Below are 22294 nucleotides of genomic sequence, written 5' to 3'. Positions count from 1 at the left end.
CCCTGCCTCACCTATGCACCAATAACTTCAACGCTGTTGTTGGGCTGCGTCGTGACCGTGCCGAGCTTGCGGATATGGTCTTCAACAACGTCCCAGATCTGCGGGCCTTCCGTGCCCTCGTTCACACTCGCCCAGCCGGCGATGACGTAAGACCGCGCCGGGTCAATGGCTTCGCCAGTCTTCAGGAGGGTCATGTTCGAGATCCGGCTGCCCTGCGGCTGTCCGATATCGATGCGATAGCCAAGGCCACCCGTGCGCACCATGTCGCCGCCCTGCTGGTAGTAGGGATCTGGATTGAAAATATTGTCCGCAACATCTTCCAGAACGACCTTCAGGAATTCGCCCGTCATTTCAGTCCGGTACGCCTTGCCATAAGTCATGGAAGTCACGTTGAAGATGTCTTCCCGGGTAATGTCCTGTCCGGGAACCAGCGACGGACCCCAGCGCACACCCGGGCTCAAGGCAATTTCCGCATCCCGTTCAGAGAGCAAGGCGTCACAAATCAGGTCATCCCAGGTCCCGTTGAAATTGCCCCGGCGATACAACAGGCTGTCGGTCTTTCCGATCACTTCCGTGAGCTCCGAAAGATAGGGAGCACGTTGCTCGTCAATTAGCGCCGCAACTTCGGCATCGGGCGTGATCACATCGGAAAACACCGGGATCAGCTTGTGGCGGTAGCCCATCATCTGACCGTTCCGCACGTCCAGATCGATCCGGCTGACAAACTTGCCGTTCGACCCCGACGGAACAATGATCGTTTTTCCCGACAGAACCGGTTCGGGCAAGGCATCATGGGTATGGCCGGACAAAATGACGTCGATACCACTGACAACGGTGGCCATTTTCTTGTCCACGTCGAAACCATTGTGGCTCAACACGACCACGCATTGCGCGCCCTCAGCCCGGACTTCGTCCACCATGGCCTGCATATTTTCATCGCGGATCCCGAAGGCGAACTCAGGGAACATCCAACCCGGGTTGGCAATCGGCATGTAAGGGAACGCCTGGCCTATCACGGCGATCTTGGTGCCGCCGCGCTCGAACATCTTATAGGGTGGAAACAGCTCTGTCGGCTCGTCCCACTCAACATCGAAGATGTTCTGCCCAAGCGCCGCAAACGGCAGATTTTCAACGATTTCGGTGACACGGTCGCTTCCCAGCGTGAATTCCCAATGGAACGTCATGGCATCCGGGTTGAGCGCGTTCATGACGTTGACCATGTCCTGGCCTTGCGTCTTGTGGCAGGTATAGGATCCGTGCCAAGTGTCGCCTCCGTCAAGCAGAATGGCATCGGGACGGTCGGCCCGGATGGCCTTGATCACGGTTGCAACACGATCCAGACCGCCGACCTGGCCGTAGCCTTTTGCCAGAGACGCAAAGTCGCCGGAGCTCAAGGCATAATGGCTCGGGCTTCCGTCTTCGATGCCATAGAGTTTGCGGAACTGAGCGCCAGTTACGTGTGGAACTGCGCCTTTATTTCCGCCGACGCCTATGTTCTCGGACGGCTCCCGGAAATAGATTGGCTTCAGCTGGGCGTGAATGTCTGTGACGTGAATGAGGGAGATATTCCCGAATGTTTCAAACTCAAGCAACTGATCTTGCGTCAGGGCCTGCTGCGCAGCAAGGCGGGCCCATTTACCGAACCCTGAGGCGCCGACGATCGCAGACGCAGCCATCCCAACCTGAAGAAAATCGCGACGCGAAATCATAACTCCAACCGCTCCATTAACACATTCGAATAACTGAATATTATTTTACCTAAAAAGGCCCAGGCGGTTCGCCAGGGCCCTCAAAAGCGCACTAGTTGCGGACAGACGGACCTTCGACGCTCAAACCATTCCCGCGCGAGGCGACATATAGTTGAAGTGCGACGAACTCAGGCGAACCAGGCTTGAACGTTTCTGCACGCGTATCCCGGACACAGCCCTTGAAGCGGGCATGCACAGAGTTCAGCTTGGTATTTTTGAGCCGGTATGTCGGAAAGCCATTGATCTGGCCCTGGCTCAGGTGGTCGGCTCTGATCATCATGCCATAGCTGTCTTCGTGGCAATTCGCACAGGACAGTTCCAGCTGACCGAAGCGTGTGTAGTAGAGCTGCTTGCCCTGCTCCCAAGTTTCCTTGGCAGGACCGTCAATCGCCACGTTTACCGGCATGCCGCGGGATACGGATGAGATCAACGCGATCATGTCGGTCATTTTTCCGCCGGTGTACTTCCATTTTTCCGCGCCCATGCGGTTTTCACGGCAGTTGTTGACCTCCATCTCAAGGGTGGTCACCTGGCTTTTTTCCTCGTTCCACTTCGGATATTCAGCGCGCAACCCGGCCATGTCCTCCGGCGTACCATGGCAGCTTGAACAGGATTTTCCGGCAGAGCCGTCAACCGTTTCCCAATCAACGGTGGCGTTCTCAACGCCGATCATGCCCGGATTGTCGAAATCGTCCATTTGGAAGGCCTGGGTCTCGTCAGAGCGGAAACGCCAGCCGGAGTAGATCGTGGAGAGGTTTTCTGCATGTGCGGGCGCAGCGGTCTCTGTCACGATCGAGATGTCACCATTGATGGTGAGGCTGTCCTCGTCCGGGTCCGCAAATGAAAGCCCAGTCATGCCGACCAAAGCTGCAACGGAACCGATTGCCATTTTCGTTATTTTCACGCCTGCCTCCCTCTCCAAGACGTTCGTTGGCTTGCTGCTTAGCCGACCGTGATTTTTTTAGACGTGTCGTAGACCGATCCGTCGTCGTCGTACCAAGTGAACTTGAACTCCCCGGATTCGGGAACAACCGCTTCGAACTGGAAATACGGATTGGTCGAGATTGCAGGCTCGAGGGTCACGTCCACAACGTTCTGGCCGTTAAAGTCCGCGGTAAACCGGTTGATGATCGAGCGCGGAATGATGTTGCCGTCATCGTCCTTGCGCTGGCCGCTTTCCATCTTGTGGCTGATCAGCGTCTTGATGGTAATGGTTTCGCCAACAGACGCTTTTTTCGGGACCTTTACCCGTGGTTTCACACCAGATGCCATGATTAGTCTCCTGATACTTTTAGGATCAGCCGCCGCAGCCGCCGATGGTCACTTTCACGTTCGCCTTCGCCATCTGAAAGGACCCGTCTTCCATCTTCGCGATCGCAACCACGTTTTGCGTACCAGCAAGCCGGATGCGGGTTGAGGCGCTGCGTGAACCGCTGAGCGGGCCAAACTTGAAAGTCGCGACACTCGGAACGGGATTTCCGTCCGCAAACAAAGTGACCTCTGCTGCGCCCGGCGCATCAAATTCAATCGGAACCGTGTTGCCGTTTTCCGCAATTTCCGGGGCCGTGAGTGTGATTGCCCCTTCACCGAGATCTGCACCGCCGGTCAGCGTGGCAATTGCGTCATCGGTCAGGCTGGCAAACGCTGGCAGGCTCGACAAACTCGCCAGAGCGAACGTGCTTGAGCCGATTGCGAGTAGTTTTCGCCGTGTTAGTTCCATTTTGATCTCCATTCAGGAAGCTCACTGCTCGTTGAGGGTCATGAGAAACGCAACCACGTCTTCGACCTGCTGAGCAGTCAAAAGGGGATGCACTTCGCCGTCCGCGTGAGCCTCGCCGGTATAGGCGTCTCCGAGGCGGACGAACCCCTGTGTTTTGTAGAAAGAAGGCATCATGCTGCCTTCAAACATGACCTTGGCGTTAGCCACGATGCCGCGGATTTCCGCCTCGGACCAGCGGTCGGCGACGCCGTCGAGCGGCGGTCCGATTTCGCCATGAAACGACAAGTGGCTCAAAGCTGAAACCTGGTGGCAGGCAATACAGTTACCGGCTCCCTTGTTCATGATTTCAGCGCCGGATGCAGGATCTCCTGCTGCCCCGGAAAGCGATGCCTCGATCGCTCCGTCAACGAATACGACATCTGTCGGCTGAACATCAGCAGCGAAAGCCGACGATGCGGCGACACAAGCTGCCAGGCCAAACAATGCGTGTCTCATGCTCCCTCCCAAAGACGATTCTTATAGGTCTTGAAAGCGACGATACATCACATATTCAGGTTTACGCAATAACAAATTCAATTAACTGAATTTATCGATCTGTTCGCTTATGCAGCATTTTTTGTAAAAATTAGTCCCGCATTGCGGTAAATGACTAATTTTATTGATTTCCAAGTTTTCGGGCGTTGTATTTCTGAAAAGGCTCGTCGCTATTGTAGCCCTCTTCCACCACCCAGGTCAGGAGGTTCAAGGTCGTCCCCCGCTCGAATGCGCCGGGCATGTTCGCCACCGCCGCCTCTGGCGCCGTTAGATCGTCGGACACTTCGGACGGAAAAAAGTAGATGTTTGGTGTAAACAGCGCGCCCCAGCGTTTCACCATGTCCTTTTCCGGCAGCGCTGTGCCATCAAAATCGGTAACCTCAACGTCTCCGAACATGTTGATCTGCACGACGAAGTAGTTGTCTTCGATGTACTGCTTTATCTCCGGAACGATGAACACCTTTTCGTGCATGCGCTTGCAGTAAATGCAGCCGCGCTGCTCGATAATCACCATCAGGCGTTTGCCTTCGGAATTGGCTTCCTCAAGGTCTTCGGACAGATCCTTGAATGTGTCACGCAGCCAGTCGGGCTTGTGCAGACCGTCATCCCCCAGTTCCGCTGCATGAACCTGACAAGCAAAGACCAATGCGCACAGCACAGCAAACAGACGTTTCATTGAACTTCCTCCCGGACTAGCCGATGGCGCTGAACCAAGGAATCGTCTCCAGCATCCATTGGGCAATCAGATTGATAGAATTGGTTGCTATCAGGATCCCAAATACGATCAAAAGCCCTCCCATGAGCTTTTCGATGGTGCCCAGATGTTTGCGAAACCGGGCCATCCAAGACATGAACGGGCCGATGAACAAAGCCGCCGCAACAAACGGCAAAGTCATGCCAAGCCCATAGACGAACAGCAGCATCGCCCCCTGCCCGGCCGTTTCCTGACCGGCCGCGGTAAACAGGATAGCGGCGAGAACCGGTCCGACACAGGGTGTCCAGCCAAAAGCAAATGCCAGGCCGACTACAAAAGCGCCAACCAACCCGGCACCGGTCGACTCGCTGGTGTCTACCCTCAGCTGGCGATACAATATCCCGATCCGGATGATGCCGAGGAAATGCAGCCCCATAGCGATGATAATCAGCGCGGCTATCCAGCGCAGGACATCAAAATACTCACGTACAAGCTGGCCAAAGGCGGTCGCAGCAGCGCCCAGGCCCATAAAAACCGTGATGACTCCGAGGGCAAAACAACATGCGGACAAAAAAGCCCGTAACCTGACAGCGCCCGTTATCGTTCCGCCTGCGTCGACCTGGTTAAGCCCGACGCCAGCAAGATAGCTCAGATAAAACGGCACGATCGGCAAGATACAAGGCGACAGGAACGAAAGCAGACCTGCTGCCAAGGCGCCGAAGAAGGTTATTTCGAACATGGGCTGGGCTGCTTCTCAGCTTGTTATATTCATAAATTAGATTATGATTAAGTGTGAAGCTTCGTCAATCGAGGATACATCGTGGCCCTGTTAAAGACGCTGACCGTGCTTTTGATCGCGCTCGCGCCTTATCCGGCAGCAGCAGACACCTATCTCTACATGGCCGAGGAGGACGGATGCTCTTGGTGCGCAAAATGGGATGATGAGATCGCACACATCTATCCGAAGACGGCTGAAGGAAAAACGGCGCCTTTGAAACGATTTGACCTTTTCAGCGAAACACCGGACGTTACCTTCAAAAACAGGGTACGATTCACGCCGACCTTCGTTCTTGTGCAGAATGGGGTGGAAGTCGGCCGCATCGAAGGGTATCCCGGCGAAGACTTTTTCTGGAGTTTGCTCACCATGATGTTCAAGCGGGCAAACATTCCGCTGGATCAGACGGGTTAATCAACCATGACTGGAAATGCGCCGACGACATCTGAAACTCTGCAGGACGGCCAGTCCCGGTTGCCCGTGTTCGATGCTGACATGTGCGCAGAAGACATGGACAGGATGATGAAAAATGCGCAGCGGGCATCGAATTTCCTAAAAGCCATCAGCCACGAAGGGCGCCTGATGATCCTGTGTCATCTGGCATCCGGCGAAAAATCCGTGGCCGAGCTGGAAAGCCTCCTGTCCGCACGGCAAGCCGCGGTCTCCCAACAGCTCACCCGTCTCCGCCTTGAAGGTCTGGTGACCCCTCGGCGTGATGGCAAGGCTATTTACTACAGCTTGACAGATGACCGCCCCAAGCAAATCATGGAGGTCGTCTATGACTTGTTCTGCCGTGAGGACTAACGACACATAATCAACCATGTGCGGTCTCGGCGGGATCCGGTTTTTTGGGAGGAACCGGCTATGCTTGAGGCTCTTGGAGAAGCCAACACCGTTGCGCTGATCGGGCTGATCGGTGGTATCGCCCTCGGATTGGCTGCGCGTGTTGGCCGATTTTGCACGTTGGGCGCCATTGAAGACATGCTCTACGGCGCAGATGACCGGCGTTTGAGGATGTGGGGGTTGGCGATCGGTGTAGCCATCATCGGCACACATGTGGCCATATCGGCGGAATTGCTGGATGGCGCAAGCACAGCCTATCTGGATCGTGTGTGGAACCCGGTTGGCTCTATAGTTGGCGGCCTCATGTTCGGCTATGGCATGGCGCTCAGCGGCAATTGTGGTTACGGCGCGCTTGCCCGTCTCGGCGGCGGCGATCTCCGCGCCTTTGTCATCGTACTGGTAATGGGCTTGTCAGCTTATTTTGTCATGTCCGGCCCGCTCGCCCACGCCCGCGTCTGGCTTTTTCCGGTCGAAACCGGCGCCGAAGCCCCACAGGGCTTGAGCCAGCTTTTTGATGCCCAATTCGGCATTTCCCCTTTGGTAACTGGCCTGGTCATTGGGGGAATGATCGTCGCTTTTGCATTGAGCAGCTCAGCCTTCCGCAGGTCACCGGCCCTTGTTTTCTGGGGCTGCGTCGTCGGCCTTGCCATCGTATCCGGCTGGGTCGGAACCTACTGGGTCGCTATGACTGGGTTCGAAGCCGAGCCGATCGAAACCCACACCTTTGCTGCGCCGATTGGTGATACGATCTATTACAGCATGAGTGCTTCTGGAAACACGCTGTCGTTCAGTGTCGGGTCCGTGGTTGGGGTTGTGATCGGGGCCTTCCTCGCCTCATTCTCGAAAGGGCATTTTCGGTGGGAAGCCTGCGAGGATCCGCGCGAACTGCGCCGTCAGATCACAGGCGCAGCTATCATGGGGCCCGGCGCGATCCTGGCAATCGGCTGCAGCGTGGGCCAGGGCATATCTGCATTCTCTGTCCTTGCCTACAGTGCACCGGTCACCTTTCTGGCAATCTTCGCTGGTGCCGCGATCGGGCTGAAACAACTCATCACGGGCTTCGTACCGGCCGAATAATGCGGCTTGGGTGACCTGCAGCGCCATCACCAATGGTATGGGGATCACCGGCCTGCAGCATGAATTTCAGATCCATTCGGGCCGCCCCACCATCGGCTTCCGGCGTTCGGTTCACAAACAGGAAGACCACTATTCAGTTTTAACGAACAGAAACATCACTTTTTTGAACCCTGGTCCAAAGTGGCACAGGGTTCCACGACGACGCGGCCCGGCTTAGACCAGCGAGGGTGCAAAGTTGGGAGAGCCGGACACCTCGCCGAGGCGATCCCGAATTCGCTGCCAAACATCAGAGACAATGCTGTCGATATCACCGCCTCCGTCGACCTTTAACACGTCCGCCGACCGGATCATTTCACGTTCGAGAATCTCGGAGACCCTGTTCTGGTAGTCGATAAAAGACGTCCTGACGTCCTGTTCGACATAGCCGTTCAGTGCACCGCTTTCCGACCGGCGGAGCGTGTTTTTGCGCTGGTAACCGACAGCTGGATCGATATGAAGAAAAATGTTCAGATCGGGCTGCAGGATCGGCCAGTAAGCCGCGCGCAGATACTCAAGATCTGCTCCGTCCTTGAGCGCGAAACGGGCGAGATACTTGTAATAGTAGCCATCAGAAAGAACGATCTGCGCCTCGCAATTTCTGATTTCCTCGGAAATGGCGTGAAACCAGCTACAGATCAAATGGTACCAGTGATGATCACCGAGGCTCTCTATTGGGTCGTCGTCCGAATAATCCCACAGAATGTTTTTGATCGATGAGAGGTGATGCTCCTTGTAGGGGCTCAGGCCCTGAAGTTTTCTCTTTTCCAGAAGAGTGGTCGCGTATCCTGCGTGGTGCGCTGCATCGAAAAGCGCCGCAGCAAGCGTCGATTTGCCGGACCCGTCAATTCCCTCGATGTTCACAAAAACCGGTTTCAGTTTCATTGGATCACATTTCCCCGACTGTCGCTGTTTGATGTCTTGCCGCTTCGAAAGCTTCAGTGTCGATTGCATTGCGCCCGGAGTTCGGCAGAAACGGCGTGGCTTCGGGAATGCGCAGGTAGACTTTCATCAGTTCAGAGAGCGCTGTGCGTATGAAGCCAGCCCCGGGCCGCACGAAGTTTTCAAGCGCTGTCCCGGGATCCGGGTGGAAAATATTAACAGCAGGAACAACCCCCATGTCGCCGTAGTATTCAAACCCACGGGCAAGGCTGTCGATACTTTCAAAACCAGCGATCAAGCCGGCGTGGACCTTACCGACGCCGAGCACGGCGGTCGCCCTGAGAAATGCGCTTTCATAACCGGCGCGTCCGAAATCTCCCGCTTTCCCTGGGCAAATCAGTGCCATGAGCTTCTCGTCGTAGATTTCAGGGTCAAACACGATTTTGTCGACCAGTCCCTTGGCGTGATCAATCATGGCCGTGGTCGACGGCGGCATAGTAATCAGGTGGATTGTCAGGTTCAGGCGGTCACAGGTCTCGCGGATTTCCTCGGCGATCCGCAAGTGCCGGAGAAAGCCCTTGTCATGATCCTTCAAGTTGCCGCCGTTCAGCATCACTTTGTTGAACGCACCCGGATCGAGGTCAGAGATCCGTTCGATCGCCTCTCGCACATCCTCCGGATTGATGAAGTGCGAAATATCCTTTTTCATTGTGCGCCGCGTGTCTTTGAGCGAGCAAAAATGGCACTCACTTCCAGCGGCGAAATAGTAGCAAACACCGGGGGTGAAAAAACCGAGTGTCGAGCGGCCGTAGACAGTGGCATAGTTGCGGATCGGCTGACCGCTGGACATGTGCGCTTCGTAGAAGCGCGGGGTTTCGGTAAAGCTGATCTCAAACTCGCGGCCATCGGCAGCAACCGCCAGATAGCGATTGCCCTCAACGACCAGGCGCACCTGCCCCTGTTCGGAGTAGTTCACAGCATATGCAAACGGTCCAATAGAGAATTCAGGCGGGACCTTGTGGCTTCTCAGGCTTTCGGGGAGCCGGTCGCTGTTGCCGTAGGCCCGGCGCTTGCCGATCGCATTCCGGTTTGCAGCGTAGTGCTCCAGAAAGGCTCCCTCGTAACGCACACCAGCAGCAAGGCTTTGGATTTTGAGTTCAATAATGTCTTCAAGCCCAGCCGTAATCATTCAGATATTCCTTCTGCGAGACAGCAAGCAGCCGACGTGGACGAAGCCACTGAGGGTCGGCGCTGGTGAGAGGGTCCACCGGGCAATCGTATTGAAAGTGCCCCCCGGCGACGTGGAGAATGTGGAGAGCCGCGGCAATATCGCACTGTTTCTCGTATCCAGTGCTGTCGACGAAGCCATCCAGCGCGCCCTGCGCGACCAGACACACTTCAATCGAAGAGCAGGAGATGGTCCGAACCTTTTCCGGAAAGGATTGGCCAGAAACGAGCTGGCGCTTGAAAAGCGCGATGGCGCGGTTGTGCCTCGGCGCCGGCCCACGAACCTTCAAGCGCTGCACACCAAACGGCGTCGACTTGTAGGCTTTTCCAGAAACTCCGAGGAAGACAACCGACCATTCAGGAGCGAAGACAAGGGACGCAAGGACCCGTCCGCGGCTGTACATCGCGATGCTGACCGCAAAATACGGTAGTCCGCGCTCCCGATTGTGACTGCCATCGATGGGATCGACGAGAAAAGAGGGGCCATCGGCGGCAAGCTCGAATGGACCGGTTGTTTCTTCACCGAAACATTTGGCCCCGGGACAGTCTGCACGAATGATATCAAACAGGTGCCGCTCGATGCGCGCGTCTGTCTCGTCCTTTACCTGGTGCCAGGTCCCCAGGACGGATTGCGCAATTTTCAATACTGACTGTGACTCCGCGCAATCCGCGACCGGCAATTCAATCATCGTCGACCCCGTGCTCGAAAAGGAGCTCGTTGTGCCAGTTCAAAGGTGTGAAACTGCGCTCGGAAACGCCAATCAACCGCCCAGCATAAACGCAGTAGTCGAGGCGCTTGACGGCTTCATAGGATTTCGGGAAGAGGCCGACAGTCTTGACGTCTGCATGGGCTCCGAAGTGCTCCCGGATCGACTCTCTCGCCGCAAGCAGCGAGCCACCCGTATAGGCGATATCTATGATCACGAAAGATTTCGCCGGATCCGGTTCGCCGCGAACCAGTAGATCTACATTCTTCCGGCGAAACAGTTCATAGGCATCGTTCTGACGGTGAATCTCCAAAAACAACGCGGGCATCGGACGGGTGGCATTCACCATACTCAGGTAGATGGCGGCGCCAGAGTTCAGAATGAAAACGAAATTCTCGCCCAACTGCCTGAGCTGCTGCCATATCGCGTGATTGGCATAGACGCATTTCAGGTTGAAAACGTTCACGTATTTCTGAAATTCGCTGATGTAGTACGGCGACAGTTCTTCGCGAAGAGCCTGGTATTCTGCCCTGGTTTGAGCATAAAGGGTCTCAAGTAACCGCGTTTTGCCAATGCCTCGAGCGTAGAACGGATTGTGGATCTGGAGCCGTTGTTCGAGCCCGAACATGTGGAGCGCCCGTTCCTGAATCCGCCGTCCTTCGGTGAGAAGGCTCTCGCGGTCTTCTCCGTAGAGTGCGATTTCTGTGTTTAGTCCGGCGCCGGTGATGAGCCGGGACCGCAGTTCTTGTCCTTCTGCATCCAGCGCCCGGCGAACAAGCTCGTGATAGAGTTGAATGTCTGCCGAGGACAACATGGAAACCGGCCGGGACGGATTGGCCAGGTCGCTGAGCATGAACTCCGGTTTTCTCAAAGTGAATTTGACGGCCTGGATGGAATAGCCGCTTCCGATCGCATCCAGGCAGTCCGAAGCGCTCTCAAGCTCAACCCCACCAAGCGTCCGCGCATTGTGAGCCGTACTCATAAGAGTGATTTCCTGTACGTTCAAAGAGCACCTCCCCCCTTTTGCGGCCGGAACACTGCCGACCGGCGGCTCACCAGATAGAGCAGCGCAAGACTTGCAGTTGCCGCGACGCTTGCCAGCTGAATACCGGCTATCGCCGCCAGCCAGCCGATTGCCGGCAGAAAAAACAGTGAAGGAATTTTGTAGGCTGAACCGGTGAGGCCGGCGATCGTGCCGATGTTGTCCGACCGGCTTCTCTGCAAGCGAACATCCCAAGCAAGGACAGAGGTAATGCTGCCGGCTATGCCAATACCGGTTGTAGCGAGCAACGACAGCGGATGCGACATTACAGCAATCTGCAAAAGCAGAAGCAGAATGCTGGCCACCATGGTTGCTTCAAGCGCCTGGCACGGCGCGTATCTGGCCTTGACCCTGCCCGCTATCGTTGATCCCACCAATGCACCGAGACCTAACGCGATCAGGGGGGCGCCGTGGAGAGCGATCTCGGTGCCAAAGACCGTAAGGGTGCCGGATTTTAATGCAGCGACACCCGCATATCCGCTTGTAAAAACAGCAACATTTACGAGGGCTGCCACAACAACCGAATGACTGAGCGGTCTATCGGAGATGATGAACGTGGCTGCGGCTCTCATGTCGACGCCCATGCCCTTGAAGCCCTGTGCGGATTTGGCTGAGACTTCTGCGCTCCCCGAGCGCTGAGCGAGCAGGAAAAGGGCACTTCCGATCAGCAGGATCGCTATGCCACCCCCGTATAGCACCCAGGAGTTGAGCGGGCTGGCAATCAGGACACCGGCCAGAAGCGGCGCGAATACAGGAACGATCTGCAAAATCCAGACAACCGCTCCGTGATATGGCGTGTACTCGTCTTTCGGCACCAGAAACTTGGAACTGGCAATCCTGATATTGGCGGACAGATATGCCAGCAAAGATAGAATGATCAGGGCCGGCAACTGGAACCCGTTCGACATCGCTGCCACGACGGCCACCGCCGGCGTCCAGATGCACACTGCAATCAAAGGGACGATGTAGACGCGCGTCGAAATGCGGTCCGTCACGACGCCGGCGATCGGCCCCAGAAAAACCGGTCCGATAAGTGCCACGGCCGGAACCAGCATGATCGGAAACAGAACTGCATCGTTTACCGCGTAATTCAGTGCCATATAGATTTTAACGGTATCAATTGCGATGTATTCAACCGCCATTGATATGATGAGAAGTATGGTTGCGGCCGAGAGTTTAGTATTCATGACCCACCAAAAAAGCTTCCATGGACTCATATACTTCGTGGAAACCGAATTCCTCGAAGTGGGCAAAGTGACTCCGCTCGGCGAGAGCTGCGGCATATGAAGCGTGAACGTCTTCGCCGATAATATGCCGGTGGTAATCCGTATAGGCTCTCAGAAACGGGAGCAGGTTCTGCTCCGCAAGCTGAGACGTGACCAAGACCGGATCCGCTGCCCGCATCATGCGGGCGAGCAGCAGCAGCAGGTTTGTTTTCAGATAACCGAGCCTCAACGCGTGGTAGAGGCGCACCAGCGACGTCGACACATTGTCATCAGGCTTCTGCACGCGCAGAGCGCCATGTGGGCGACTGCAGGCGGCCAGGTCGGTCTCGCGGCCACCATAGGCGTGGATCGCATCAATCCCGTACAGCAGATAGGGATCACCTTCCTGCGGGATGTTAAGAGGCTGATGGCTTCCTGCCAGCTGGCGAATGTACTTCCGGGTTCGGCCGTCAAAGTCCGACAGGGAAAAAGGAATGTAGACACTTCCGACAAAGGATTTGTCGCGGTCTCCAGCACTGCGTTCCGGAACTTCGATCAGGGCCGCGGTTTCAGCGTCGATGACACGGCGCGGATGGCCGGCTGCCGCAAGGTCCCGGATCATCCTCTCTGTGTTTTCCCGCTCCAGCAGGATGTCCACGTCGCATTTGAAACCGTTTAGCCGCGCGCCCGGATCGAGCAGCCCCCATGCCAGAGATTGCGCAATCACAATCGTGTAGTGCCCAGAGACAGCCTTGGCGATCTCCTCAAGGACAAACCCCTGTTGATCCCTGAGCCAGCGGTGCAGGGTAAGCAGACCTTCGGCTTCTCGAGCCGTCCCCGACAGCACGTAGTCCGATCCCGTCAGGATCAACCTTTCGATCTCTTTGTCGCTGAGATTGTCATGATACCGGGCGTCGCCGTTATAGGCACGCAAGAGCGCATTTGAATGATGATAGTGCTCGATCGGTTTTTGAATGTCTTCATTTTTGATCAGCATGGTTCGCACCCGTACTCTCACTTGACGCCCACTTTGCCGTCCGGAAACCGCCCCCTCAGACAGGCAGGGTTTACTGGCAAAATTCGATGACTGTGTTGGCTGGATTATCCGGCCATGATCGGACAGTAACTGCGAGCGATTGTGCGCTGCTTCCGGGCGTAGCTGCCCGGTTGTCCGGCATTGCGATCATCGTAGCTGCGCTTCCAGGCATCCCAGAAATCGGCTTGCAGCTCGTCCAGCTGAAAGCTTTCAGCCTGCAATTGCTCTTTCGCCAATACGCTCGTCGGCAGCGGTACAACCTGCATGATTGGCTGATGAAGCGGGAAATGGATGGGCTTGTTCTGTTGCAGAATGCGTATGTTAATGATCAGCGGAGAGAGATGCCAACTGCTGTCGATAATCGCTTCATAGTGTTGAATGTTTCCGGACATCGGAACGTTGATCGGCCCGCGCACCATGTAGCAGACGCCTGGGTCGCTCTGCAGCGCATACCCACTACAGATCTGTACAATATTGCCTTCCGGAAACACGTCTAAAAACGATGGGTAGCAGTCATGCACACTCTCAGGAGCATGCGCCAAGAAGCTCTCTACACTGTCCTGCAGATAGAAGCGGTCCAGAACGGTCCAGTCCTGCGAGTCGCCGATCTTGAATACGACCTCGTTCCCGGTCCACATGAGATCGAAGCGGGTCGGTGGAAACACATACCACCCCTGTCGTGAGGCGGTCGTCACGCCTTCGCAATACTGATGCGCGCGGGTTGGCAGTGTCCCCATGGCGCTGCCATCCGCTTTACGAATTTCCGGACAGTTTTGAAAAATCTGATTGAATTTCAACGCTCCGCCTCATTATTTGAAGTAATCGGCCTGGGTGTTCTTCAGACCGATTACAAATTTTATTTATTTATTAGCTTGACCGGAGTTGTTTTTAACAGGACGGCCCTTGACAATTTCAGGGCGACCGCAAGTTACGGGTTTGAATTTCATATCAATATCCTTTTCTTTTCGTTTTTCAGCAAAACACTATAAAGTTGCATCTTGCTGATATACAATCAGATGCATAACCGTTCAAAAATGACAAGGTGAAAAATGCGATAATGCTCGCATAGTTTGTGCAAATCACGAAAAATCGCATAGGCCGATGACGCCATTGCCAAGTTGCCTTGGTGTGCTTGCGCTCGTCAGCATTTTGGGCTGGCAGAGGCCATCAGGATCCAAAACCTTCCGTTCTGCGCTCAAAGAAATTGCTTTTGCCGTTTAGGCGTATTTTTGGTTCAACAGAGGCGTAGGCAACGCCGGAAAACTTTTGGCCGTGGCGGCTTGTTCAAACGGAAGACGGCCCGAAATTGAGCCAATCGGCTTGGCAAACCTTCCAAGGTCTGCATTCGCCGGCACCGAGCCGAGCCGAATGACCAGCCGCATTTTGACGAGGTGGCGCTGCCAATTAACGGGTGGCAGCTTGGCCTTTCACCCAGCCCCGGCCCTCGATATATCAATCGCTTCACCGGCCGTGTTCAATCAACGCACTGGTAATAACCTTGCTTGCCAATATCTGCGTTGCCACCCGGCCAACCCGTGCTGTCAGGGTGCCAAAGCCCAACGAGCTGATGGCACAATGGGATCCTGAGCCTCGTTCAGGCCGAATAATCTGGTTGCGTGGCGGTCCAAGCACAAATGTAGGTGTTAGCGAAAAACACATTCATATTTTCGCATTTTTTGATCTAACCTTGAGATCGGTCAATGCGGTGGCAATCAGCCTGTTGGCACAGTCCCGTGATCTGCAATCGCTGTCCGCACAGCCCTCCGGATCGGATCGACTATGGACTTGACTACGCTTCTTGACCGACTGTCTGAACCCACACTGCTTGTTTTTGGCGGTCTGACTGTTGGCGTCCTGTTCGGCGCCCTGGCGCAGCAGAGCCGGTTCTGCTTGCGGGCGGCGGCGCTGGAGTTTTCCCGGCGCAAACCGTCAGACCGCCTGCCGATCTGGCTGCTGGCCTTTTCAAGCGCCGTTCTGGCAACGCAGCTTCTCGCGCAATCCGGACAAATCGATGTGCAGGAAACCCGGCAGCTGGCATCGCCGCAAAGCCTTTCCGGCGCTTTGATCGGCGGTTCAATGTTTGGCATCGGGATGGTTCTGGCCCGCGGTTGTGCCAGCCGTCTTCTGGTTCTGTCCGCAACCGGAAACCTAAGAGCCTTGTTGTCCGGCCTTGTGTTTGCCGTGGTTGCTCAGGCCAGCTTGCATGGCATCTTAAAACCCATGCGCGACTGGCTGTCCGGCTTGTGGACAACGACCGATATCGGCAGCAATGATCTGACTTCCTTTCTTGGAATGACAGAGGCTGCGGTCTTTCTATTTGGCGGTTTATGGTTCATCGCCGGAATGGCATTTGCCGTTCGAAACAGGAGTTCCATCCGGCACACGGCAACAGCTGTTGGCGTCGGGTTGACCATTCCGCTTGCGCTATGGTTCACCACATCCATGTCCCGGCAAGCCTTTGATCCGGTATCAATTGACGGGGTCACCTTCACAGGCCCCTCAGCCGACATGTTGATGCTATTTTTAAATGCGCCCCTTGAAACAATCGACTTCAACACCGGGCTGGTTCCTGGCGTCTTTCTGGGCTCTTTCATGGCAGCCATGATCACCCGGCAATTGCTGCTTCAGGGCTTTGAAAGCGGACCGTCCATGGCGCGATATCTCAGTGGCGCGGCGCTCATGGGATTTGGCGGGATGCTTGCCGGCGGCTGCGCAGTCGGTGCGGGTATAACCGGGGCTTCGCTGTTCGCGGTAACGGCTTGGCTGACCCTGATCGGCATCTGGGTCTCAGCTGTTGCCACCGATCATTTGCTGGAACACTGGCCTGAAGTGGGAAAGACGCTGTCACCTTCTTTTTGACACGCGGCACCAACCCGCCTCCCCAAGCGTCTAAGTGTTGTCTTTCAAACCAGCCGTTCAAGCTGCTCTTCGAAGAGCCGATCGTGACGGGTGATAGACGACAGAACCATGGCGAGTTGGGCTTTATGGATTGAGGCAACCAGCTTGACGTCTTTCAGCGCAAGAGCCCGGCGGACCATGCGGACCTCATCGGCAAGCGCACCTGCCTGTTCGGCAAAATCGAGGTCGTCCAGCAGCAGGAACCAAAAGCGCGCGGACTGGAAGAAAAGCACCTCGTTGAAGCCGCGCAAAACGTCATTGGGTGCCAGCCCATGAATGATGCGGTGCAACCGAATATTGATCTGCGCAAACCGTCGTTTGTCGCGGGCCTCGGTCAGATCCGCGCATTCTATCAACAGCTGGTCGAGTTCATCCAGCATTTGATCTGTCACAGGCGCAGGCTCGGATTCCGCAAGAGCATCCATCAGATGCATTCGTACCCGGTAGATATCGCGCATGCCATTGAGATCGATGCTGGTGACCGTTGTGCCGCGGCCATGCTGGCTGTCGATCAACCCGTCATATTCCAATCGTTGCAGAACAGCGCGCATCGGCGTCCGGCTGATGCCGAATTCCGCCGCCAAATCACGCTCATTCAACTTGGCCCCCGGCGCAAGATCCAACAGGCAGATGCGCATGCGCAGCTGCTCATATATGTCCTCTTTGGTCATTGCTCTCCGGTTGTTCACTGTTGTTGGCCCGTGTTTATCGCCGAATGGCGCTCAGGTCCAAATAACCGCCCGGCGCCTCACGTGCCAACGCGCAAGACAGTGGACAAGTCTTTCAAAAGCGCGATTACACTTTGCGGCGTGATCTTGCCGGTTGCCGGATTTTCCGCGCTCGGACGATTCTGGATCTGCATCGTGAAGTCGGAACTGTCGGATGTGACGCGGACCGTATGCAGGTTGCGCTGAAGAGCCGGGTCCGCCCAAACCTCCATACGAGTGCGATCGGCGCCGATCCCGGCAAGACTGAGAGCGGCGGCGACATTCACATTTGCGGGAAACTCCCGGGCAACCTCTGTGACCGATCCGGCCAGGATGCAAACCGCTTCGTCCAATCCGCTCAGGTCCAGACCCGCCTTTTGAAGGTACGGCGCACCAAGAAGGCCGGCGACCGGTTTTCGTGTTTCGATGGTGATCGTGTTTATGGCCCCGACCCCAACCGCTTTGATAGCATCAAGACCCAGCATGGCCCCGGACGGAACCAAAACGCGCCCGCCGCTGCGCTGCGCGAGGTCGATCAGGTCCTCCCTGCCAAGCAGCTAGCTGGCGGACAGAACCACAAGCAGCTTGCCTTTTTTCAAAACCGGCCGGGCCAGAGCCTCGAACAGCGCAGGCGGCAACGCCTCGACAACAAGTTCGCACCGGTCGGCCAGATCATCAAAAGACATAAAACGGACCGGAGCAGACAGCACTGCAGCCGTTTCCCTTTCACGCTCCGGAGTTCGGGCTGCGATCCCGGAGAGCTCACATCCGGGAATAACATTCTGCGCGAGAGCCTCGGCAACCTTCAGCCCGACCGCGCCCGTGCCCGCGATACCGATTTGCATGCGAGTGTCTCCTCTCGTTCGCAGATAATCAATAAATGGTACACCTTTATATCAAGTCCGCAAAATGAACCCATATCAACCTGGGTCGATCCTCGGTTTTTTTGCCAAAATTCGCCAATTTTGGATTTTTTTTGCAGGATATAGATTTAATCTCTTGCTGAAATATGAATTCTTACATTTAATGGTATACCTAATTATTTTACCCCTCTCCCCATAAGAGACCAAGAAGGGATCAACGCATGACCAATGCTCCCGCCTTCCCCAAAGAGGAACTCGACCGGCGTGTCGCTAAGGCTTGCGATGCGCTTGCCGGGAGCGATCTCGACGGCATCCTGATTTCTGTGCCCGAAAGCATCTATTATTTGACCGGCATGGACCACTGGGGGTTTTTTGCCGCCCATGTCCTGGTCATGAACCGCAATGGCGAAATGGCTTTGTGTTGCCGCGCGATGGAGCGCATCACCTTCGACAATCAAGTCTCCAACGCGCGCTTTTACGGCCACAAGGACCATGAAGAACTCGCGGATTATGTTCATGCCGCGATGCGCGACCTTGGCCTGACGGGTGGCAGGGTCGGCATCGAGAAGCGCAGCCTCTTTTTGCATATTCATCACGGCGAAAACATCATGGCCGACGCCAAGACCACTTGGCTGGATGCATCTGGCGTGATTGACGATCTGCGTCTCGTCAAATCAGAGCTCGAAATGGACTACACGCGCAAGGCAGCACGTGCCGCGGATCTGGGAACGATTGCGTGCATCAATGCATTGCGCGATGGGGCGACAGACTATGAGGTTGCCGCAGAATATATGCGGGCCTCAATCTTGGAGGGCAGCGAATATCCCGGGTTTGGCCCCTTTATCCGGCCCACTACGCGGCTGGGAGAGGAACACACCACCTGGCGCGGCGAAACCTTCAAAAATGGCGATGCCGTGTTTCTGGAGACTTGCGCCGCTTACCGGAAGTATCAGGCGCCCATGGGCCGCCTTGTTTATGTGGGCAGTGTTCCGCCGGGCATCGAAAAGTCGGTCGAAACCGCGAAAGCAGGGATGAACGCCATTTGTCATGCCCTTCAACCCGGTGCGAAAGCCGGAGACGCCTACGATGCATGGCGCGAGGTTGCCTGCTCTGCCGGGCTGAACGACTATCATCGCCATCATTGTGGCTACCTTGTCGGCATCGGCTTTCCGCCCAGCTGGACCGGCGGATCGATGGTCACCAGCCTCTTTCCGCATTCCGAAAGGACGATCGAGGTCGGCATGGTCATCCATGCACATTCCTGGTTCACCAACACCGCCATTCCCGACTACTTCATCTCAAATACCGTTTTGGTGACAGAAAAGGGCGGTGCGGTGCTTACCGCCGAAACGCCAGACGACCTTATCATCCGGTAGCGGCCGCCGGTTCGCAGTCCAAAGGTGACTTTATGGAACGACTGACCAAATCAACGGTAACGGGGATCTGCACGCAGATGACGTCTCAGCTCTGGAAAGAGGCCGAGATAAGCGAGCTGACTGACCCCAAACTGGGCGTCATTACCGGGTTTCAGGATCTACTGGAGGAACTCGATGCGCTTGGCAAGATCGACCTTGGCACCTTGCCGCCAGCGGGTGCCGTTCAAAAGGACACGGTCTGACCATGCATGAAGACTTGGCCTATGCGTCTGTCCGGCATCTGCGCCATTTGCTGAAGAACAGTGCAATCGGGCCGCGGGAACTCGTTTCCCTGTTCGCCGAACGCATTTCTGCACACAATGACGTTTCGAAGGCCTACATCACCGATACATCGGCTCTGGCCGAGCGTGAGGCAGATGCGTTGGAAGGCACTGAGGCCCTGTTTGGCGGGATCCCTTTTGCCTCCAAGGACCTCTTTGACGTCAAAGGCGTTCCAACCACGGCCGGATCCAGGGTCTTTTACGATCGTATTGCAGATCGGGACAGCACCTGCGTTGCCCGCCTGCGAAAGGCGGGGGCAGTGAGCCTTGGCAAACTGAATGCACATGAATTTGCCTATGGCGCGACAGGAGAAAACCCGCATTTTGGCACCTGCGCCAACGCCTATGACCCGACTCGCATTGCCGGAGGCTCTTCCAGCGGCAGCGCGGCGGCGCTGGCTTTCGGTCTTGCAGCCTTCACCCTCGGCACGGACACCGGCGGTTCTGTCCGTGTGCCGGCCGCCTTTTGCGGTCAGGTCGGCCTGAAACCTACGGCCGGCCTTGTGCCGACCACCGGTGTGGTGCCGTATTGCTGGACACTGGATCACGTCGGGATCATGGCCCGGACAGTCACCGATGCGGCCGACATTCTCTCCGTCATTGCCGGCTTTGACGCGGAAGATCCCGGATCGGTCAACGTGCCAGAAGAAAATTACGCGGCCGGGCTTGAAGAAGGTGTCTCGGGTTTGCGCATCGGAATTCCCAGGGCCTTTTTCTACGAGCGCTGCGATGCGGAAATTCTCTCACATGTCGAAGCGGTCAAGCGCTTCCTTGAGGACGAGGGTGCTAAGCTTGTGCCGGTGACCTTCCCAGACATGTCGCAAACCCGTACAGTCTCTTTAACAATTCAGATGCCTGAAGCGCTCAGCGCCCACTCTACTCATCTGCGAGATCGCGGCGACCTTTATGGCGAGGATTTCCGCGCCGGCCTCGCCGTAGGCCAATGCATCCTTGCCGAGCAATACATCCGGGCAAAGCGCTTCATAGCACGTTACCGCCAGGAGACCAGCCGTATCTTCAAAGATGTGGATCTGGTGTTGACACCCGCGACTCCGATTATCGCCCCGAAACTTGGTCAATCTCACGTGATGGTAGACGGGGTCAGCGAACCCACGGGCAACGCCGTAACCCGATATTCCACGTTCTTCAACATGACCGGCAATCCTGCGGTCAGTGTGCCCTGCGGCATGCACTCCGAAGGTTTGCCGGTTTCCGTTCAGCTTGTCGGCCGATACTTCGAAGAAGCCCTTGTCTTGCGCGCCTCGCGCGCGATTGAGCGCAATGACAAGTTCGCGATCCCCTTGCCTGATTTGAGGACACTGAAAAAACAATGACGCGATTTTCTGCCTGGAGTGTCATCAAAAACGGCCTAACGGGCCAGAAAGGATGGGACCGCCAATGGCGCGATCCCGAGCCGAAGCCCCATTATGATATCGTTATAGTTGGCGGTGGTTTGCATGGTCTTGCAACAGCCTACTATCTTGCTGCCAATCACGGACTGAAAGACATCGCCATTCTCGAAAAAGGTTGGCTTGGCGGCGGCAATGCAGGACGCAACACGACAATCGTGCGGTCTAACTACGCCCGTCCGGGCAACCGTGAATTTTACGAGCACTCCCTGACGCTTTGGGAAAACCTGAGCCATGAGCTGAACTACAATGTCATGTTCAGCCAGCGATCTCACATTTCTTTGTTACACAGTCCCGGGGCCGTCGATGCCGCCGCACGCAACTACAACATCATGCGCCGGACCGGGACGCCGGATGCAGAAATCTGGGACCTTGAAACACTCAAGCGGGCGGTGCCGCATTTGAACTATAGCAAGACCGCACGTTTCCCGATTGTGGGTGCGGCGGTTCAAAAGCGCGCGGGCACAGCCCGGCATGACGCGGTGGCCTGGGGTTATGCCCGCGCGGCGGATGCCCGCGGTGTGGATATTTTGCAGCAATGCGAAGTCCAGGGAATTGTCCGCGAAGGCGGCAGCGTCAGCGCACTGCAAACCTCACGCGGCACGATACGGGCTGGAAAAGTCGCCTTTGCAGTCGCCGGCAGCACCTCGCGGCTCTGGACCATGGCAGGGCTCGGAAAACTGCCGATTGAATCGCACTTGCTGCAAGCGTTCGTATCCGAGCCCCTCAAACCCCTGCTCGACCAGGTCGTGGTGTTTGGCATTGGCGGGGCGCATTTTTACATCTCGCAGTCCGACAAGGGCGGAATGGTCTTTGGTGGCGACCTGGACTGGTACAAATCCTATTCCCAGCGTGGCAATCTTCCCATCGTGCAAGATTGCGCGGAAGCGGCGATGTCCATCTTGCCCTGTCTGGGCAGAGTGAAGCTGTTGCGCCATTGGTCCGGGCTCGTCGACATGTCGATGGACGGCACACATTTCATCTGCAAGACCCCGCTCGACAATCTCTACCTGAATGCCGGCTGGAATTACGGCGGCTTCAAGGCGACCCCTGCTTCAGGCTGGTATTTTGCTGACCTGATCGCCAATGACAGACCTCACGAGCGCATCCGGAGTTTTGACCTGAAACGGTTCGAGCGCGGACTCCAGATCGATGAACGGGGTGCCGGTCCCGACCCGAAGCTGCACGGATAAGT

Annotated in this window: 25 protein-coding genes; 8 read left to right on the top strand and 17 right to left on the bottom strand. The window is 56.1% G+C overall.

Annotated elements, in window-relative coordinates:
- Positions 1-11: 11 nt before the first annotated feature.
- From soxB to JM93_RS14975, 7 genes are all read right to left on the bottom strand, one after another.
- Positions 12-1709, bottom strand: a complete 1698-nt coding sequence (gene soxB / locus JM93_RS15005; protein ID WP_145344964.1) for a thiosulfohydrolase SoxB — start codon at positions 1707-1709, stop codon at positions 12-14.
- A gap of 91 nt (positions 1710-1800) precedes the next feature.
- The gene (gene soxA / locus JM93_RS15000; protein WP_244300853.1) at positions 1801-2652 is read right to left on the bottom strand and encodes a sulfur oxidation c-type cytochrome SoxA; all 852 of its coding nucleotides are present in this window, start codon (positions 2650-2652) and stop codon (positions 1801-1803) included.
- Positions 2653-2690: 38 nt separating this feature from the next.
- Complete coding sequence (gene soxZ, locus JM93_RS14995; RefSeq protein WP_145344961.1) at positions 2691-3020, bottom strand: thiosulfate oxidation carrier complex protein SoxZ; 330 nt, start codon at positions 3018-3020, stop codon at positions 2691-2693.
- 25 nt (positions 3021-3045) lie between these two features.
- Positions 3046-3468 carry a thiosulfate oxidation carrier protein SoxY gene (gene soxY / locus JM93_RS14990; RefSeq protein WP_145344958.1) on the bottom strand — a complete coding sequence of 141 codons (423 nt, stop codon included), beginning with the start codon at positions 3466-3468 and terminating at the stop codon, positions 3046-3048.
- 21 nt (positions 3469-3489) lie between these two features.
- Positions 3490-3963 (bottom strand): sulfur oxidation c-type cytochrome SoxX, encoded by a 474-nt coding sequence (soxX, locus tag JM93_RS14985; protein WP_145344955.1) that lies wholly within the window; start codon positions 3961-3963, stop codon positions 3490-3492.
- A 160-nt stretch (positions 3964-4123) separates the two neighbouring features.
- Positions 4124-4678 carry a thioredoxin family protein gene (locus JM93_RS14980; protein WP_145344951.1) on the bottom strand — a complete coding sequence of 185 codons (555 nt, stop codon included), beginning with the start codon at positions 4676-4678 and terminating at the stop codon, positions 4124-4126.
- Positions 4679-4694: 16 nt separating this feature from the next.
- A complete protein-coding gene (locus JM93_RS14975; protein WP_145344948.1) occupies positions 4695-5435 on the bottom strand; it encodes a cytochrome c biogenesis CcdA family protein in 741 nt (246 codons plus the stop codon).
- Between the two features lie 81 nt (positions 5436-5516).
- Here JM93_RS14975 and JM93_RS14970 point away from each other — a divergent pair, with 81 nt between their 5' ends.
- From JM93_RS14970 to JM93_RS14960, 3 genes are read left to right on the top strand one after another with little or no spacing between them, the layout of a single operon-like run.
- Positions 5517-5885, top strand: a complete 369-nt coding sequence (locus JM93_RS14970) for a thioredoxin domain-containing protein (RefSeq protein WP_145344945.1) — start codon at positions 5517-5519, stop codon at positions 5883-5885.
- 6 nt (positions 5886-5891) lie between these two features.
- Positions 5892-6275, top strand: a complete 384-nt coding sequence (locus tag JM93_RS14965; protein ID WP_145344942.1) for an ArsR/SmtB family transcription factor — start codon at positions 5892-5894, stop codon at positions 6273-6275.
- A 60-nt stretch (positions 6276-6335) separates the two neighbouring features.
- A complete protein-coding gene (locus JM93_RS14960; protein ID WP_145344939.1) occupies positions 6336-7391 on the top strand; it encodes a YeeE/YedE family protein in 1056 nt (351 codons plus the stop codon).
- A 213-nt stretch (positions 7392-7604) separates the two neighbouring features.
- Here JM93_RS14960 and JM93_RS14955 read toward each other — a convergent pair whose 3' ends face one another.
- From JM93_RS14955 to JM93_RS14925, 7 genes are all read right to left on the bottom strand, one after another.
- Positions 7605-8312: a dTMP kinase gene (locus JM93_RS14955; protein WP_145344936.1), complete on the bottom strand. Its 708-nt coding sequence runs from the start codon at positions 8310-8312 to the stop codon at positions 7605-7607.
- Between the two features lie 4 nt (positions 8313-8316).
- Positions 8317-9498, bottom strand: a complete 1182-nt coding sequence (locus JM93_RS14950) for a radical SAM protein (protein WP_145344933.1) — start codon at positions 9496-9498, stop codon at positions 8317-8319.
- Positions 9479-10225 carry an inositol monophosphatase family protein gene (locus tag JM93_RS14945; protein WP_145344930.1) on the bottom strand — a complete coding sequence of 249 codons (747 nt, stop codon included), beginning with the start codon at positions 10223-10225 and terminating at the stop codon, positions 9479-9481. The genes JM93_RS14950 and JM93_RS14945 overlap by 20 nt, the downstream gene beginning before the upstream one ends.
- On the bottom strand, positions 10218-11249 hold the full coding sequence (locus JM93_RS14940) for a phosphoribosyltransferase (RefSeq protein ID WP_145344927.1): 1032 nt from the start codon (positions 11247-11249) through the stop codon (positions 10218-10220). Before JM93_RS14940 ends, JM93_RS14945 begins: the two co-directional genes overlap by 8 nt.
- Complete coding sequence (locus tag JM93_RS14935; RefSeq protein ID WP_170230676.1) at positions 11246-12472, bottom strand: MFS transporter; 1227 nt, start codon at positions 12470-12472, stop codon at positions 11246-11248. The genes JM93_RS14940 and JM93_RS14935 overlap by 4 nt, the downstream gene beginning before the upstream one ends.
- Entirely contained in the window at positions 12462-13487 is a 1026-nt protein-coding gene (locus JM93_RS14930) for a hypothetical protein (RefSeq protein ID WP_145344921.1), read from the bottom strand. The genes JM93_RS14935 and JM93_RS14930 overlap by 11 nt, the downstream gene beginning before the upstream one ends.
- Before the next feature lie 104 nt (positions 13488-13591).
- Positions 13592-14263, bottom strand: a complete 672-nt coding sequence (locus tag JM93_RS14925; protein WP_155197520.1) for a DUF6065 family protein — start codon at positions 14261-14263, stop codon at positions 13592-13594.
- Between the two features lie 1042 nt (positions 14264-15305).
- Between JM93_RS14925 and JM93_RS14920 the strand changes: the two genes are divergently transcribed.
- Entirely contained in the window at positions 15306-16385 is a 1080-nt protein-coding gene (locus JM93_RS14920) for a YeeE/YedE family protein (RefSeq protein ID WP_145344918.1), read from the top strand.
- 44 nt (positions 16386-16429) lie between these two features.
- Here JM93_RS14920 and JM93_RS14915 read toward each other — a convergent pair whose 3' ends face one another.
- From JM93_RS14915 to JM93_RS21975, 3 genes are all read right to left on the bottom strand, one after another.
- Positions 16430-17095 carry a GntR family transcriptional regulator gene (locus tag JM93_RS14915; RefSeq protein ID WP_145344915.1) on the bottom strand — a complete coding sequence of 222 codons (666 nt, stop codon included), beginning with the start codon at positions 17093-17095 and terminating at the stop codon, positions 16430-16432.
- A 77-nt stretch (positions 17096-17172) separates the two neighbouring features.
- The gene (locus JM93_RS21980; RefSeq protein ID WP_208995198.1) at positions 17173-17634 is read right to left on the bottom strand and encodes an aspartate dehydrogenase domain-containing protein; all 462 of its coding nucleotides are present in this window, start codon (positions 17632-17634) and stop codon (positions 17173-17175) included.
- A gap of 54 nt (positions 17635-17688) precedes the next feature.
- Positions 17689-17976 carry an NAD(P)-binding domain-containing protein gene (locus tag JM93_RS21975; RefSeq protein WP_208995197.1) on the bottom strand — a complete coding sequence of 96 codons (288 nt, stop codon included), beginning with the start codon at positions 17974-17976 and terminating at the stop codon, positions 17689-17691.
- A gap of 239 nt (positions 17977-18215) precedes the next feature.
- On the opposite strand from JM93_RS21975, the gene JM93_RS14905 reads away from it, so the two are divergent.
- Genes JM93_RS14905 through JM93_RS14890 form a run of 4 tightly spaced genes read left to right on the top strand, consistent with a single transcriptional unit; the run spans position 18216 to position 22292 of the window.
- Entirely contained in the window at positions 18216-19370 is a 1155-nt protein-coding gene (locus JM93_RS14905; RefSeq protein WP_145344912.1) for a M24 family metallopeptidase, read from the top strand.
- A 32-nt stretch (positions 19371-19402) separates the two neighbouring features.
- Positions 19403-19612, top strand: a complete 210-nt coding sequence (locus tag JM93_RS14900) for a hypothetical protein (protein WP_145344909.1) — start codon at positions 19403-19405, stop codon at positions 19610-19612.
- Between the two features lie 2 nt (positions 19613-19614).
- A complete protein-coding gene (locus JM93_RS14895; protein ID WP_145344906.1) occupies positions 19615-21024 on the top strand; it encodes an amidase in 1410 nt (469 codons plus the stop codon).
- Positions 21021-22292 carry a sarcosine oxidase subunit beta family protein gene (locus JM93_RS14890; protein ID WP_145344904.1) on the top strand — a complete coding sequence of 424 codons (1272 nt, stop codon included), beginning with the start codon at positions 21021-21023 and terminating at the stop codon, positions 22290-22292. Before JM93_RS14895 ends, JM93_RS14890 begins: the two co-directional genes overlap by 4 nt.
- Positions 22293-22294 lie beyond the last annotated feature (2 nt).

Source organism: Roseibium hamelinense (assembly GCF_007830545.1).
In the GTDB taxonomy this organism is placed as follows: Bacteria; Pseudomonadota; Alphaproteobacteria; order Rhizobiales; family Stappiaceae; genus Roseibium; species Roseibium hamelinense.
This window is presented reverse-complemented; position numbering and strand designations above follow the sequence as displayed.